Genomic DNA, 15253 nt, shown 5'->3' with positions numbered 1-15253 from the left:
ACCCGGCCCCGCCGGGTCAGATCTTGTGCCTGCTGCCCACCGGCACCACCAGCGGGGTGCCCGCGATCGGGTCCTGGATGACCTTGGCGTCCAGCTCGAAGACCTCGCGCAGCAGGTCCTCGGTGAGCACCTCGGCGGACGGGCCCTGGGCGACGATCTTGCCCGCGCGCATGGCGACCAGGCGGTCGGCGTAGCGGGCGGCCAGGTTCAGGTCGTGCAGCACCATGATCACGGTGCGGCCCGCCTCGGTGTGCAGCCGCTGGACCAGGTCCAGCACGTCGACCTGGTGGGCCAGGTCCAGGTAGGTGGTCGGCTCGTCCAGCAGCAGCAGGTCGGTGCCCTGGGCCAGGGCCATGGAGATCCAGGCGCGCTGGCGCTGACCGCCGGAGAGCTGGTCAAGGGTGCGCTCGGCGAACTCCAGCATGCCGGTCATCCGCAGCGCCTCGGCCACGGTGTCCTCGTCATCGCTCGACCACTGCCGGTACCAGGACTGGTGCGGGTGCCGGCCACGGGCGACCAGGTCGGCGACGGTGAGGCCCTCCGGCGCGGTCGGGGTCTGCGGCAGCACGCCGAGCACCTTGGCGACCTCGCGGGTCGGGGTCTTGTCGATCCGCTTGCCGTCCAGCAGCACGTGCCCGCGCTGCGGGTTGATCAGCCTGCCCAGCGCACGCAGCAGGGTGGACTTGCCGCAGCCGTTGGGGCCGATCACCGCGGTGACGGTGCCGTCGAGCACCTCGAAGTCCAGTCCGTCGACGACCACGTTGTCGCCGTAGGCCAGGGTCAGCTCGCTGGCGGCCAGGCGGATCGCTGGGGCGGCTGTGGGCAGCGCGGTCATCCGCGTACCTCCCGATAACGTCGGACGAGCAGGAACACCAGGTAGGGAGCGCCGAGGATCGCGGTGACGATCCCGACCGGCAGTTCGACCGAGCCGAAGGCGGTGCGGGCCAGCACGTCGGCGGTGACGGTGAGCGCGGCCCCGAGCACCGCGCTGGCCAGCAGCGGCGGCTGGGCCAGGCCGGTCAGCCGCAGCGCGATCTGCGGCACGGCCAGTGCGACGAACTCGATCGGACCGGCCGAGGCGGTGGCCACCGCGGCCAGGCCGACCGCGGCCAGCACCAGCAGCGAACGGCTCAGCTCGACCCGCACGCCGAGTCCGCGCACGGTGTCGTCGGTGAACTGCAGCGCGCCGAGGGTGCGCGCGCCGAAGAGGGTGAGCGGGACCAGCACGGCCAGCGCGATGCCCACCGGCAGCACGTGGTCCCAGCCGCGGGCGTTGAGGCTGCCGGTCAGCCAGACCATGGCCCGGCCGGCGTCGGCCACGTCGGAGAGGGTGAGCAGCCAGAAGGTCACGTTGGACAGCACCGCGTGCACGCCGATGCCGACCAGCACCAGCCGGAAGCCCTCGATGCCGCGCCGCCAGGCCAGCAGGTAGACCACGGCGGCCGCGAGCAGGCCGCCGATCAGCGCGGCGATCGGCAGGCCGACCGCGGCCAGGTAGCCGCTGAGCCCGCCGGCGCTGCCGCCGAACATCACCACGAACACCGCGCCCGCGCCAGCCCCCGCGCTCACGCCGAGCAGGTCCGGGCTGGCCAGCGGGTTGCGTGCGATGGCCTGGGTGATCGCGCCTGCCAGGCCGAGCGCGGCGCCGACCAGCGCGCCGGTCAGCGCCCGGGGCAGCCGCAGGTCGTAGAGGATGAACCGGTGCGCCTCGTCCCCGCCGCCGAGCAGCGCGGCGAAGACCTCGCCGAGGCTGATCGGGAAATCGCCGAGGGTCAGGTTCAGCGCCAGCACGAACACCAGCACGGCCAGGCCGAGCACCGGCACCGCGACGGCCCGCAGCCGCAGCGTCCAGGAGGCCCCGGCCAGGCGCAGTGCGGGCCTGCCGGGCACCCTGGCCTCGGTCTTGGCGGTCACAGGCTCACCAGCTTCCGGCGGCGCACCAGCACCACGAAGAACGGCGAGCCGACCAGCGCCAGCATGATGCCGACCTGCAGCTCACCTGGCCGGGCGAGCACCCGGCCGAGCACGTCGGAGGCCAGCACCAGCACCGCGCCGATCAGTCCGGCGTAGGGCAGCAGCCAGCGGTAGTCCGGGCCGGTGATGGCCCTGGCGATGTGCGGCACGATCAGCCCGACGAAGCCGATCGGCCCGCAGGCGGCCACCGAGGCCCCGGTCAGCAGGGTCACCGCGGCGATGCCCAGCGCCCTGGTCAGCCAGATCCGCTGGCCGAGCGAGCGGGCCACGTCCTCGCCGAGGGAGACCGCGTTCAGGCCGGGTGCGTTGGCCAGTGCCAGCACCAGTCCGGCCAGCAGGAACGGCAGCACCTGCAGGATGATCTCCGGATCGCGGCCTGCCAGTGATCCGCTGCGCCAGAACCGGAAGGTCTCCAGGCTCTGCGCGTCCAGCAGGATCAGCGCCGAGCTGAGCGCGTACAGGAAGGCCGACACGGCCGCGCCGGACAGGGCCAGCGTCACCGGGGTCGGCCCGCCGCGGCCGGTGGTGCCCGCCGAGCCGATGGCGAAGACGATCACGGTGGCCAGCAGCGCGCCGGCGAAGCCGAACCAGACGAAGCTGAACAGGTCGGTGAAGCCGAAGGTGAAGATGGCCAGCACCACCGCGAAGGCCGCGCCCTGGTTGACCCCGAGCAGGCCGGGATCGGCCAGCGGGTTGCGGGTGTGGCCCTGCAGCAGCGCGCCGCCGATGCCCAGCGCCAGGCCGACCAGCAGGCCGAGGATGGTCCGAGGGATCCGCAGCGAGTTCACGATCAGGTCGTTCTCACTGCCCGTCGGGGCGGTCAGCGCGTGCCAGACGTCGCCCAGCGGGACCGGCTTGGCGCCGATGGCCACACTGGCCACCAGTGCGAGCACCAGCGCGATGGCGAGCAGCAGGATGCCGAGCACACGACGGCGTCGGCGGACCGGGGCCGGAACGGCGGACCCGGGCGCGATCGCGGCACGGGTCATGCTGCGGCTCCTATCCTCTACTGAGGCAAGCCTAACCGAACGGAAGGACCGTCATGACCAGGCCATCCCTGGCTGTTCTCGCCGCCGCCACGGCCCTGCTCGTCAGTTCCTGCGGCGGTGGCGGGACCCCGCAGACCGGCACGACGTCCGCCGGGGAGTCGGTCGCCGGGTTCCCGCGCACCGTCGAGCACGCCATGGGCAAGACGACCATCGAGAAGCAGCCGGTCAAGGTGGCCGCGCTGGACAGCTCCTACGTGGACGCGGTGTTCGCGCTGGAGACCCAGCTGGCCGCCTACACCCTGTTCCCGGCCAGCGGGGAGAAGTTCCCGGACTACCTCAAGGCCGAGGCGGACAAGTACGCCAAGAACGCCAAGCCGGTGGGCGAGCTGGAGCAGACCAAGCTGGAGCAGGTCCTGGTGGCCGAGCCGGATCTGATCCTTTCGGCCAAGGTCCGGCACGAGAACCTGTACAGCGTGCTCTCCGCGCGCAAGCCGACCGTGTTCAGCGCGGAGACCGGCAAGACCTGGAAGGACAACATCCGGCTGGCGGGCAAGGCGCTGGGCAAGGAACAGCTGGCCGAGACCAAGATCAAGGCATATGAGGACCGGGCGGCCAAGGTCGGCGCGGCGATCAAGGCCAAGGCCGGGAAGACGCCCACTGTCTCGGTTGTCCGATTCGTGGACGGGCCGACCAGGGCCTACTCGATGAACAGCTTCATCGGGATCGTGCTCAAGGACACCGGACTGGGCAGGCCGGCGGATCAGAACGACCCGAACGCGGCGCAGATCTTCGTGGAGCTGAGCCCGGAGAACATCCTGCGCGCCGATGGCGACCAGGTGTTCGTGACCGCCTTCCCGGATCCGAAGGGCGGCTCGGCGAAGGCGAAGGAGAAGTTCCAGGCCAATCCGCTGTGGGCACAGCTCAAGGGCCAGGTGCATGAAGTTTCGGATACCACCTGGATCTCCTCGGTGAGCCTGCAAGGCGCACACGTGGTGCTGGACGACCTGGCGAAGGCTTTCGGTGTCGATCCCGGTAAGTGATCACGCCATATAGCACAGAACGGGACCCGCCGCACGGCTACAAACCGGTGGCGGGTCCCGTCCCGTATTGAAATGTCCAAGTGGTGGCCGTTTTCAGCCGGTCAGTTCTCCTGGTGGAACTGCTGCAGCACGTCCGCCGGGATGCGGCCCCGGTCGGAAACCTTCATGCCCCGCTTGCGGGCCCACTCACGAATCGCCTGGTTCTGCTCGCGATCGGCGGAAGCGACCCGACCGGCCGCCCGTCCGGCGACCGCACCGGAACGACCCGGCGCCGAAGTGGTGCGCCGCCGGCCGCCAGTCCGGCGCGCGCCTGCGACATAGGACGCGAGCGCGTCCCGAAGCTTCGTCGCGTTGTCCCCGGAAAGGTCGATCTCGTAGGACACACCGTCGACCGCGAACTCGACGGTCTCTTCCGCTTCCGAACCGTCCAGGTCGTCGACCAGGGTTCGGACGACTCTCTCCGCCATGCGCTTGTTCCTTCCTGAAACCCCAGTGGCTGCCGGCGAAGCTCCCGGCGTGTAGTTCGTCTGTAGAGACTACGCGGAAGATTAGCGCACTAACAGCTAGAGGAACACTCACCACACGGTCTCAAAGTGGTGAACGTCATTCAGGACGGACTAGCGGGAACAGGATCGTCTCCCGGATACCAAGACCGGTGAGCGCCATCAACAGCCGGTCAATACCCATTCCCATACCGCCACTGGGCGGCATTCCGTACTCCAGCGCACGCAGGAAGTCCTCGTCGAGGCGCATCGCCTCGACGTCGCCTGCCGAGCCCAGCCGGGCCTGCGCCTCGAGGCGTTCCCGCTGGATAACGGGGTCGACCAACTCCGAGTATCCGGTGGCCAGCTCGAAACCGCGGATGTAGAGGTCCCACTTCTCCGCGATGCCGGTCTCGCTGCGGTGTTCCCTGGTCAGCGGCGAGGTGTCGACCGGGAAGTCACGTACGAAGGTGGGTGCGTGCAGGTGATCACCAACGAGGTGTTCCCACAGCTCCTCGACCAACTTTCCGTGTCCGGCAGCCGGGTGAACTTCCTGTCCGCGAGATTCCAGGTGCTTGCGCAACAACTCGACCGGAGTCGCCGGGGTGATCTCCTCACCAAGCGCGTCGGACAGTGAGCCGTACATAGTCAGTGTGGTCCACTCGCCGGACAGGTCGTACTCCGAACCGTCCGCGAGGGTGACTGCCTGACTACCGAAAACGGCGTCCGCGGCTTCCTGTACCAACTCCCGGGTGAGCTTGCCAATCGTGTCGTAGGAACCGTATGCCTCGTACGCCTCGAGCATCGCGAACTCTGGTGAGTGCGAGGAGTCGGATCCTTCGTTCCGGAAGTTCCGGTTGATCTCGAAGACCTTCTCGATCCCGCCGACCACACAGCGCTTCAGGTACAGCTCGGGTGCGATCCGCAGGTAAAGGTCGATGTCGAACGCATTGGAGTGTGTGGTGAACGGACGAGCGCTGGCACCGCCGTGCAGCGTCTGCAACATCGGCGTCTCGACTTCGGTGAAAGTCCGGCGGTGGAAGGACTCCCGCAGCGAACGCATCACACCGGCGCGGATACGCACCGCGTCCCTGGCCTCCGGTCGGAGCAACAGGTCGACATAACGCTGCCGCACTCGAGTCTCTTCGGAGAGCTGCTTGTGGGCTACCGGCAACGGGCGCAAGGTCTTGGCGGCAAGTTGCCATTCGGTGACCATGACCGACAGTTCTCCACGCCGCGAAGTGGCCACCTCGCCGCGGACGAACACGTGATCACCGAGATCGACATCGGACTTCCACCCGGCCAGTGCTTCCGCACCCACCTTGTCCAGGCTCAGCATCGCCTGCAGCTCGACGCCGTCACCCTCGCGGAGAGTGGCGAAACACAACTTCCCGGTGTTCCGCTGGAACATGACCCGTCCGGTCACGCCGACGATTTCCCCGGTGGGGGTGTCCGGCGGAAGATCGGGATAGGCGGCCCTGATCTCGGCGAGGGAGTGCGTGCGGTCCAGTACGACCGGATAGGGCGCCTTGCCCTCGGCCAGCAGCCGCTCCCGCTTTTCGCGCCGGACGCGCATCTGCTCCGGCAGGTCGTCGTCGCTGGTTACGGGCTGGTGCTGCGGCTGCTCTGTCACGGCAACACAGGTTACGGAGTACCCGGAGAGTAATGCGAACGGGATAGGTTCTCGTTGTGCCGGACTTCACCCCAAGCGATCGCCTCGCCACCGAACACGCGCGCCGGGCCCGTTCCTTCGGCGCCGCCGCGGCCGATTACGCCGACCACCGCCCGGACTACCCGGAGGCCGCGGTGAGCTTCGCGCTGGCCCCGGTGGCCGCCCGCCGCCCGCTGCGGGTGCTGGACCTGGCCGCCGGTACCGGGAAACTCACCGAGCAGCTGCTGCGGGCCGGTCTGGACGTGATCGCGGTGGAACCGGACGCGGCCATGCGCGATGAACTGGTGGGCCGGTTGCGCGGGGTGGTCGCGCTGCCCGGTTCGGCCGAGGCCATCCCGTTGCCGGACAACCGGGTGGACGCGGTGCTGGTCGGCCAGGCCCTGCACTGGTTCGACCTGGACCGGGCACTGCCGGAGATCGCCAGGGTGCTCACCCCCGGCGGCGTGCTGGCCGCGCTGTGGAACCTCGACGACGACCGGGTGGACTGGGTGGCCGAGTTCGCCGAGATCGCCGGGCTGGGCGTGCGCTACAGCCTGCGCTCGGGCCGCAGCATCCCGGCACACGCCGATTTCCAGGAGCAGGAGCTGCGCGAGTTCAGCCACAAACAGCCCCGCACCGCGGCCTCGCTGACCGCCACCGTGGGCACCCACTCCCCCACCCTGGTCCGCACCCCGGACGAGCAGCAGGCCCTGCTCGGCCGGGTGCGCGCGTACCTGGAGGGCAACCCGGCCACGGCGGGCGGGGAGTTCGAGCTGCCGCTGGTGACCACGGTGTCCAGGGCCGTGGTCGGCAAGTGACCTACCTCAGGTTGCGCTCGTAGACCAGCCTCAGGCCCAGCAGGGTCAGGTCCGGCACGTGGTGTTCGATGGTGGCCGACTCCGCGAGCACCAGCGTGGCCAGGCCGCCGGTGGCGATCACGGTGATCTTCTCCTCGCCGTCGGCGGTCAGCTCCTCGATGATCCGCCGCACCAGCCCGTCGACCTGCCCGGCGAAGCCGTACAGGATGCCGGACTGGAGGCATTCCACCGTGTTCTTGCCGATCACCGAGCGCGGGCGGACCAGCTCGACCTTGCGCAGCTGGGCGGCGCGGGCGGCCAGCGCGTCCACCGAGATCTCGATGCCGGGGGCGAACACGCCGCCGAGGAACTCGCCCTTGGCGGAGATGACGTCGATGTTGGTGGAGGTGCCGAAGTCGACCACCACGCAGGCGGTGTCGTGCAGGTGGTGCGCGGCCAGGGTGTTGATCACCCGGTCCGAGCCCACCTCCTTCGGGTTGTCCACCAGCAGCGGCACCCCGGTGCGCACGCCGGGCTGCACGATGACCTTGGGCACCGAGTCGAAGTAGCGGCCCAGCATCACCCGCAGCTCACGCAGCACCGAGGGCACCGTCGAGAGCGCGGAGACGCCGGTGACCTGCCCGGCGTGCTCGCCGAGCAGGCCGCGCATGGTCAGCGCCAGCTCGTCGGCGGTCATCCGGGCGTCGGTGCGCATCCGCCAGTCCCTGACCAGCTTCGCATCGTCGCCCGAGCCCTCGTAGAGCCCGAGCACGATGTTGGTGTTGCCGACGTCGATGGCGAGCAGCACCCGCGTTGTCCTCTCTAGTTTTCGGCCTGGAGCAGCGCGTCCAGCCGCGCCGCGTCCACCGTCTCCGACTGCGGCGGGCCGTCGGTCTCGGCGGTGACCGCGCCACTGGACAGCCCCGAGCCCTCCGGCGCGTGCGCCGGGTCGCCGCCGAGTTCGACGATGCGGTTCTCCGCGTCGACGAAGACGACCTTGGGCTTGTACGCCTTGGCCTCCGCCTCCTCCATCAGCCCGTAGGCGATGAGGATGACCAGGTCGCCGGGGTGCACCAGGTGCGCGGCGGCCCCGTTGATGCCGAGCACGCCGCTACCGCGCTCGCCGGGGATGACATAGGTCTCCAACCGGGCGCCGTTGCTGACGTCCACGATGGCGACCTGCTCGCCGGCCAGCAGGCCGGCCGCGTCCATCAGGTCCTCGTCCACGGTCACCGAGCCGACGTAGTGCAGGTCGGCCTGGGTCACCGTGGCACGGTGGATCTTGGACTTGAGCATGGTCAGGAACATGGCGATGCCTCCCGTTCACCGTTCCCGAGGAAGCCCGGCGGCCGGGTTGTAGGTGTCGTCGTTCTCGTCGACCCCGTGACCGACCACGAGCTGGATGTTGTCGAGCAGGCGGGTCCGCCCGGCGCGGGCCGCGATCAGCAGCCGCGCCTTGCCGTTCTCCGGTGCGGGGCCCAGATCCCTGGCCCGCAGCTCCAGATAGTCCAGGCGCAGCCCGGACTCGGCTTCGACGACCGCCCTGGCCGCGGCGAGGATCGCCGCCGGGCCGTCGGGACCGGCCATCGCACCCGCCGCCAACGCCGCCGGGATCGCGAGCGCCGCCCGGCGCTCGTCCTCACTGAGGTAGGCGTTGCGCGAGGAGAGCGCCAGGCCGTCGGCATCGCGCACGATGGGCACGCCGACGATCGCGCTCTCCAGGTTCAGATCCGTCACCATCCGCTTGACCAGCACGAACTGCTGGTAGTCCTTCTCCCCGAAGTAGGCGAAGTCGGGCCGGACGATGTTGAGCAGTTTGGCCACCACGGTAAGCACGCCCTCGAAGTGGCCGGGCCGCACCGCGCCCTCCAGCTCCGCGCCGAGCTGACCGGGGTGCACGGTGGTGGTCGCGCCGGTGCCGTACATGGCCTCCGGCGAGGGGTTGAAGACCAGGTCCACACCCTCGGCCCGGCAGGCGTCCAGATCGGTTTCCAGTGGCCGCGGGTAGCGGTGGAAGTCCTCGTCCGGACCGAACTGCAGCGGGTTCACGAAGATCGACACCGCGGTCACCGTGCCGGGGATCCGGCGGGCGCGGCGGATCAGCGTGCGGTGGCCCTCGTGCAGCGCGCCCATGGTGGGCACCAGGTTGATCTTGCGGCCGGTGGCCCGCAGCGCCCTGGTGACCTTGCCCAGCTCGTCCGGCGAGTGGTGCACGGTCAGCTCGCCGGGCGTGTAGGGCCGTTGCCCGGTCATGGTTGCTCCTCGTCGAGTTCGAAGTGGACCGCCTCGGCCTGACCAGGCCGGAGCAGACCCGAGGCCACCGCGCGCTCGGCGGTGCGGTGGGCCAGCGCCCGATAGGCGGACAGCGATTCGGGCGCCTGCGCCCGCAGCACGCCCAGATGCGTGCGAATCGTACCGACATCGCCACGGGCCACCGGACCGGTCAGGGCCCGGTCGCCAAGGCGCAGCGAGTTGTCCAGCGCGGCGGAGAGCAACGGGCCCAGCAACCGGCCGGGATCTGCCACCCCTGCCCCGCGCAACAGGTCCGCGGCCTCGGCGACCAGGGTGATGAGGTGGTTGGCCCCGTGCGCGAGCGCGGCGTGGTAGAGCGCCCTGGCCGACTCGGGGATGCGCACCGGTTCCGCGCCCATCTCCACCACCAGCGCCTCGGCCACGTTCCAGGCGATTTCCTCGCCGTCGGGCGCGGTCACCCCGAACGGGCAGGCCACCAGGCGCTGCAGGTCCTCAGGGCGGCCGGTGAAGGTCATCGCGGGGTGCAGGGCCAGCGGCAGCGCGCCCAGTTCGGCGGCGGGGGCCAGCAGTGCGGAGCCGTGCGCGCCGGAGGTGTGCGCCACGATCTGGCCGCCGCGCAGCGAACCGGTGGCGATCAGGCCGCGCAGCAGTCCGGGCAGTTCGTCATCGGGCACCGCGAGCAGCACCAGGTCGGCGCGTTCGGCGACCTGGTCCGGAGGCAGGATGGCCGCCTCCGGCAGCAGTGCCTCGGCCCGGCGCTGGGAGGCGGTGGACACGGCGGCGGCCGCGACCACGTGGTGTCCGGCTCTGGCCAGCGCGGCGCCGAGCACGGCGCCGACCCGGCCTGCCGAGACGACGCCGACGGCGAGTCGGGCTGGGCGGTCGGTCATGGTGTCCTCTTCCGGCGTTCCAGTCCCGCTCCACTGCGGGTACCGGACGACCTGGGCACCGTAACCCCGGGCCAGCCCTCCGGCAGCTCAATGTGACCAGTCGCGCTCAGCCCGGTGAACCGCTGGCGATCTCCCTGGCCCTGGTCAGCGCGACCAGCAGTTCCGAGTGGCGGTCGGCCAGCTCGCGCGGGGCGGGGCCCGGCCCGATGCGGTGCCGCAGGAAGGCGAGTTCGGTGACCGCCACCTGGTACTCGGCCACCGCCCTGGACGCGCGTTCGCCGGAGCGCTTGTGCACCGCGCTGCGCCACCAGCGGCGGCCGGGCAGGGTGGCCAGCAGTTTGACCTCGCTGGGTGCGATCCAGCCGTTGCTGGCCATCTCCGGCAGCTCGCCGGTGATCACCCGCTGCTCGCGGCGGCGCTGCCAGATGACCAGTGCCACGGTGGCGATGAAGATCGGGAACATGATGGCGAAGTAGGTGTTGAGGAAGCCAAGCCCACCGCCGAAGGTGGCCGCGCCGTTCCACAGCGCGTGCAGGGTGACCGCGAGCAGGAAGCCCGCCACCGGGGCGAGCACCTTGATCGCGCGGTTGCCGGTGGAGGCGGCGATGCCCGCGCCGATACCCAGCATCACGGTGAACAGCGGGTGCGCGAACGGGGAGAGCACGCCGCGCAGGATGAACACCGCGATCACACCGCTGCTGATGCCGCCGAGGCCGTACTCGGCGAAGGCGCGGCCGAAGTAGAAGATGTTCTCGGTGAAGGCGAACCCGGCCGCGACCATGCCGGAGTAGACGATGCCGTCCACGATCCCGTCGAACTCGTGCCGCCGCCGCCAGAGCAGGGCCACCACGAACAGGCCCTTGCCCGCCTCCTCAACCAGCGGGGCGGAGATCACCGAGGTGATCAGGTCGCCCTCGCCGTGGCCGAGCAGGATCTCGCCGAGGTGCTGGGCGGTGTCGTTGACCAGCAGCGCGCTCGCGGTGGCCCCGCAGGCGCCCCAGAGGAAGGCGGCCAGCAGCAGCCTGGCCGGTTCGGGCTCCCAGCGGTCCACCCACAGGAAGGCGCCAACCACGGGGATCACCGGCAGCAGCGCGGCCAGCGCGCCGACCAGCACGGCCTCGAACCCGACCCGTGCGGTGGCCACACCCAGCAACACCAGGCCGGACACCCCCAGCACGGTCAGGCCGAGCACCGAGCCGATCACCGCCCGGCGGCGCCGGGCGAACTGGTCGAGTCGAGGCGACACGGGGGCTTCAGGCGCGGTCACGATCAAGACTTTACGGTCAGCACATGCGGGACTGGCAGGACGCCTGGTGGAATGCGTTGTACTCCAATGGGGGGTTCTTTACCCGTGGGGAGCGTCCGGCCGGGCATTTCCGCACCGCGCCGCTGGTCGGCCCCGAACTGGCCGAGGCACTGCTGGTGCTGCTGGACCGGGTGGACCACGGCCTCGGCCGACCGTCCACTGTGGACTTTGTGGACATGGGAGCGGGTGGCGGCGAACTGGCCGAGACGGTCCTCCGGCTGGCCCCGCCAAGGCTGTCCAGCCGACTGCGGGTGACCGCGGTGGATCTGGGACCAAGCCGGGATATACCTGGAGTTCACTGGTTTCACGAGCTGCCGGAGCAGGTGCTCGGACTGCTGGTCGGGCACGAGTGGCTGGACGCGATCCCGTGCCCGGTCATCACCGTCCACAATGGACTCATCCGGCGAGTGCTGGTCGACGAGCACGGCGCTGAGCAGCCGGGTCCGGAGGCCGGGGCGGCGGAGCGGGACTGGTTGCGGCGGTGGTGGCCGGGGGCCCACCGGGCCGAGGTCGGCACCACCAGGGACGCGGCCTGGGCCGCCGCGCTGGCCAGGGTCCGCGGGGCGGCGCTGGCGGTGGACTACGGACATCTCGCGGCCGACCGGCCCGGCGACGGCACGCTGACCGGGTACCGGTCCGGACGGCAGGTCAGGCCGGTGCCGGACGGTTCCTGCGACCTCACGGCGCACGTGGCCATGGACGCCTGCGCCAGTGCCGCCGCGGCCGGTTCGACCGTGCTGAGCACGCAGTCAGCCGCCCTGCGCGCACTCGGCCTCACCGCGGCCACGCCACCGTCCGGCCTGGCCGCCACCGACCCGGCCGCCTGGCTGAGCGCGACCGCCGCCGCGGGCCGGGCACACGAACTGCTGGACCCGGCCGGACTGGGCGGCTTCCACTGGCTGTTGCAGAGCACCGCGGGCACGCCCGCGCCGCAGCTCATGCGAGCATGACCGGCGTGAGCAGGCAGGAGATCGTCGGAGTCGGCGCGGGCGCGGCCCACCTCGGGGTGGACCGGGTGGTCGACCTCGGCCCGCTGCACCCCAGCGCGCACGGGGCCTACCGGCTGCGCCTGACCCTGGACGGCACCACGATCACCGCGGCCGAACCGCTGGTCGGACACCTGCACCGGGGTGCGGAGAAGCTGTTCGAGGTCCGCGACTACCGGCAGGTGCTCACCCTGGCCAACCGGCACGACTGGCTGGCCGCCTTCTGCAACGAGGTGGTGGTGGCCCAGGCGGTGGAGCGGATGACCGGGATGGACGTCCCGGCCCGCGCACTCTGGCTGCGCACCCTGCTGTGCGAGCTGAACCGGCTGCTCGCGCACCTGATCTTCCTGACCCCGCTGACCCGCTCGGCCGAGGGCGGGTCCACCGAGGCAACCAGGTCAGCCCAGGTCGGGACGCAGGCCATCCAGGCCGTGATGGAGGCGGCCTCCGGCGGCCGGATCCACTTCATGGCCAGCCGCATCGGCGGCCTGCGCGAGGACGTGCCGGCGGGCTGGACTGGCCAAACCACCGCAGCACTGTCCACTGTGGACACAGCGTTGACCGCGATCATGTCCACTGTGGACTCACCGGAGTTCGTGGCGGGGTACCGGGGCATCGGCATGCTCAGCGCCGCCGACGCGATGGCCCTTGGCGTCACCGGCCCGGCAGGCCGGGCCAGCGGCCTCGACTTCGACCTGCGCCGGGACTCGCCAACCCTGGCCTACCCCGAACTGGCGGTGACCCCGGTGCTGGCCACCGAGGGCGACGCCCTGGCCAGGGTCCGCTGCCTGGCAGGCGAGGTCGAACAGTCCCTGCGCCTGGCCCGGCACTGCCTGACCAGCCTGCCGCCGGGCCCGGTGAACCTGCGCCTGCCCAAGGCGGTCAAGGCCCCTGAGGGCTCGGTCTACACCTGGGGCGAGGCGCCGCTGGGCGTCTCCGGCGTGCACCTCAGCTCCCGCGGCGAGAAAACGCCATGGCGGCTCAAACTGCGCACCCCGTCGTTCAACAACATCCAGGCACTGGCGGCGCTGCTGCCGGGCACGCCGGTGGCGGCCCTGCCCGCGGTGCTGGGGTCCTTCGCCGTGATCGTCGGCGACGTGGACAAGTGACTAGTCGTCCTTGCGGCGACGACGCCGCGGCGGCTCGGTGTTGCCGTGCGCGGCCAGCAGTTCGCTGACCGACTTGCCGCCACCGCCGTGCGCGCCGGTGTCCGGGTCCAGCCGGGAGCGGCTGGCGTCGTCGGAGAGTTCCGGGTTCCAGCCGCCGAGGGCGTCCCAGGAGCTTTCCGGCTTGCGGCGGCGACCGCCGCCGGGGGCCTCGGACTCCGGTTCCGGTTCGGGCTTGCGGCGACGGCCCGCGGGCTCGGCGGGGGCTTCCTCGAACTCGAACTCCGGCTTGCGCCTGCGGCCGGCCGGCTCCTCCGGCTCGTACTCCGGCTTGCGGCGGCGGCCGGTGGATTCGGCCTCCGTCCAGGAGGACGGGGTCGAGCTGCTCGAGGAAGAGCCGGAGTCGAACGCCCAGGACGGGGTCGCGGCGGGCTCGTTGGGTTCCGGGTCGGGGCGGTAACGACGGGCCACCACCTCAGTGTGGTCGATCACCGCGGGTGCACTCGGCTCGGGGTGACGATCACCGATAGTGGGATGGAACTCGGGCCGCTCGGCCGGCCGCGGCGGCTGGGCCGGGCGCTGCACCTGGCCGCTGCCGATCACCTCGCCGCGGGTCACCGCGGGTTCCGGGCGGGCAGGGCGGGCGGGCGGGGTCTCGGTCCAGGTGGACGCGCCGCCGTCCAGCTCGGCCACGATCGAGGCACTGGCCGGTTCCGGGCGGCGGAACTCCGGCCGCTGCGCGGGCTGCTGCTTGAGCACGGGCTGCGGCTTGGGCTGCGGTTGCGGCTGGGCCTGCCTGGCCAGCCGGGCGGTCTCGGCGAAGGCCGGTTCCGGCTCGCGGCGTTCCGGCTCGCGGCGCTCGGGCTCCCGGCGCGGCTGCTGCCGGTCCCGGTCCCGCTGCACGTCCGGGCGGCTGGGCTCGGGGGTGGTCTGCTTGCGCGGCGGCACGTGCTGGCGCTGCGGCGCGGCAGGCCGGGCCTCCCGGCGCTGCGCCTCGGCGCGCACGGCCTCCTTGGACACGAAGGCGGTGCGGGCGGCGTCGGCGCGCACGTCCTGCTGGGGTTCCTTGCGGTCGGCGCGCACGGCCGGGATGAGCTGGGTGCTCTCCTCCTGGCGGGTCGCCTGGGCGCGGACCGGTTCGACCGTGCCCGCGGTGATCTTGCGGATGCGCTCCTCCGCGGAGGCGATGACCCGGTCGGACCGGTCGGAGATGGCCAGCCGGCGGGACTGGTCGGGCAGCGAGCGCATGCGGGTCGATTCGGCCCGTAAGGCCACGCGTTCGACCAGCACCTCACCACCCAGCAGCGCTTCCAGGTTCTCCCGCAGCGCGCGCAGCTCGTTGCGCAGCTCGTCCAGATCGCTGCGCGACTCCTGCTCGATCCGCTCCCTGGTCTTGGCCTCGACCTCCAGCTCGTACTCGCGCCGCGCCGCGACCTCGCACTCCAGCTCCAGCTCGTAGACCCGGTGCAGCTCCTCGGCACGCTGGGCCCGCTCGCCCGCCTGCTTGCGGTAGCGCGCGGCGGCGAAGGCGCCGACCAGCGCCGCCCACAGGGCCGCGACCACGCCCAGCCGCAACCATCGGGCATCGTCGCTGATCACGAGCACCACGGCGGCGGTCGCAGCCAGGAGCAATACGGCTCCGAGCAGCAGGATTCCGTTCCCGCGGGCCGTGCTGCGAGGCTCGGAGGTCGAGTCGCTGCGGCCGTTCATGGCCCCTACGGTACCCGGGAGTTATCCGTTCGAGACCTGTCCGTCAGGTTCCGGATTGGTAAGGAAGTC

15 protein-coding genes are annotated in these 15253 nt (G+C 71.3%); 4 read left to right on the top strand and 11 right to left on the bottom strand.

Annotated features, from left to right (window positions below; genetic code table 11):
• Positions 1–16: 16 nt before the first annotated feature.
• Genes HNR67_RS07285 through HNR67_RS07275 form a run of 3 tightly spaced genes read right to left on the bottom strand, consistent with a single transcriptional unit; the run spans position 17 to position 2963 of the window.
• Entirely contained in the window at positions 17–835 is an 819-nt protein-coding gene (locus tag HNR67_RS07285; RefSeq protein ID WP_185001313.1) for an ABC transporter ATP-binding protein, read from the bottom strand.
• Positions 832–1914 (bottom strand): FecCD family ABC transporter permease, encoded by a 1083-nt coding sequence (locus HNR67_RS07280; RefSeq protein WP_185001312.1) that lies wholly within the window; start codon positions 1912–1914, stop codon positions 832–834. The genes HNR67_RS07285 and HNR67_RS07280 overlap by 4 nt, the downstream gene beginning before the upstream one ends.
• Positions 1911–2963 (bottom strand): FecCD family ABC transporter permease, encoded by a 1053-nt coding sequence (locus HNR67_RS07275; RefSeq protein WP_185001311.1) that lies wholly within the window; start codon positions 2961–2963, stop codon positions 1911–1913. The genes HNR67_RS07280 and HNR67_RS07275 overlap by 4 nt, the downstream gene beginning before the upstream one ends.
• Positions 2964–3016: 53 nt before the next feature.
• Between HNR67_RS07275 and HNR67_RS07270 the strand changes: the two genes are divergently transcribed.
• Positions 3017–4003: an ABC transporter substrate-binding protein gene (locus HNR67_RS07270; protein WP_185001310.1), complete on the top strand. Its 987-nt coding sequence runs from the start codon at positions 3017–3019 to the stop codon at positions 4001–4003.
• A 101-nt stretch (positions 4004–4104) separates the two neighbouring features.
• Here the strand turns inward: HNR67_RS07270 and HNR67_RS07265 are convergent, their stop codons facing one another.
• The gene (locus HNR67_RS07265) at positions 4105–4470 is read right to left on the bottom strand and encodes a histone-like nucleoid-structuring protein Lsr2 (protein WP_185001309.1); all 366 of its coding nucleotides are present in this window, start codon (positions 4468–4470) and stop codon (positions 4105–4107) included.
• A 136-nt stretch (positions 4471–4606) separates the two neighbouring features.
• The gene (gene lysS, locus HNR67_RS07260; RefSeq protein ID WP_185010293.1) at positions 4607–6061 is read right to left on the bottom strand and encodes a lysine--tRNA ligase; all 1455 of its coding nucleotides are present in this window, start codon (positions 6059–6061) and stop codon (positions 4607–4609) included.
• A gap of 113 nt (positions 6062–6174) precedes the next feature.
• On the opposite strand from lysS, the gene HNR67_RS07255 reads away from it, so the two are divergent.
• A complete protein-coding gene (locus HNR67_RS07255) occupies positions 6175–6954 on the top strand; it encodes a class I SAM-dependent methyltransferase (protein ID WP_185001308.1) in 780 nt (259 codons plus the stop codon).
• 1 nt (position 6955) lies between these two features.
• Here the strand turns inward: HNR67_RS07255 and HNR67_RS07250 are convergent, their stop codons facing one another.
• The 5 genes from HNR67_RS07250 to HNR67_RS07230 form a co-directional block, all read right to left on the bottom strand.
• On the bottom strand, positions 6956–7741 hold the full coding sequence (locus HNR67_RS07250; protein ID WP_185001307.1) for a type III pantothenate kinase: 786 nt from the start codon (positions 7739–7741) through the stop codon (positions 6956–6958).
• A 14-nt stretch (positions 7742–7755) separates the two neighbouring features.
• Positions 7756–8241, bottom strand: coding sequence for an aspartate 1-decarboxylase (panD, locus tag HNR67_RS07245; RefSeq protein ID WP_185001306.1), 486 nt, complete (start codon positions 8239–8241; stop codon positions 7756–7758).
• A 15-nt stretch (positions 8242–8256) separates the two neighbouring features.
• Complete coding sequence (panC, locus tag HNR67_RS07240) at positions 8257–9186, bottom strand: pantoate--beta-alanine ligase (protein ID WP_185001305.1); 930 nt, start codon at positions 9184–9186, stop codon at positions 8257–8259.
• Entirely contained in the window at positions 9183–10076 is an 894-nt protein-coding gene (locus HNR67_RS07235; protein ID WP_185001304.1) for a Rossmann-like and DUF2520 domain-containing protein, read from the bottom strand. Before HNR67_RS07235 ends, panC begins: the two co-directional genes overlap by 4 nt.
• Before the next feature lie 106 nt (positions 10077–10182).
• A complete protein-coding gene (locus tag HNR67_RS07230; protein ID WP_312986674.1) occupies positions 10183–11343 on the bottom strand; it encodes a PrsW family intramembrane metalloprotease in 1161 nt (386 codons plus the stop codon).
• A 23-nt stretch (positions 11344–11366) separates the two neighbouring features.
• On the opposite strand from HNR67_RS07230, the gene HNR67_RS07225 reads away from it, so the two are divergent.
• Both HNR67_RS07225 and HNR67_RS46130 read left to right on the top strand, forming a co-directional pair.
• Complete coding sequence (locus tag HNR67_RS07225; protein ID WP_185001303.1) at positions 11367–12332, top strand: SAM-dependent methyltransferase; 966 nt, start codon at positions 11367–11369, stop codon at positions 12330–12332.
• Between the two features lie 5 nt (positions 12333–12337).
• Positions 12338–13477 carry an NADH-quinone oxidoreductase subunit D gene (locus HNR67_RS46130; protein ID WP_312986673.1) on the top strand — a complete coding sequence of 380 codons (1140 nt, stop codon included), beginning with the start codon at positions 12338–12340 and terminating at the stop codon, positions 13475–13477.
• Here HNR67_RS46130 and HNR67_RS07215 read toward each other — a convergent pair whose 3' ends face one another.
• Positions 13478–15184 (bottom strand): DUF6779 domain-containing protein, encoded by a 1707-nt coding sequence (locus HNR67_RS07215; RefSeq protein ID WP_185001301.1) that lies wholly within the window; start codon positions 15182–15184, stop codon positions 13478–13480. It abuts the gene before it with no gap.
• Positions 15185–15253: the final 69 nt, after the last annotated feature.

The organism is Crossiella cryophila, assembly GCF_014204915.1.
Lineage (GTDB): Bacteria > Actinomycetota > Actinomycetes > Mycobacteriales > Pseudonocardiaceae > Crossiella > Crossiella cryophila.
Note: the sequence above shows the minus strand (reverse complement) of the source record. Positions and strands in the feature narration are given on the sequence as shown.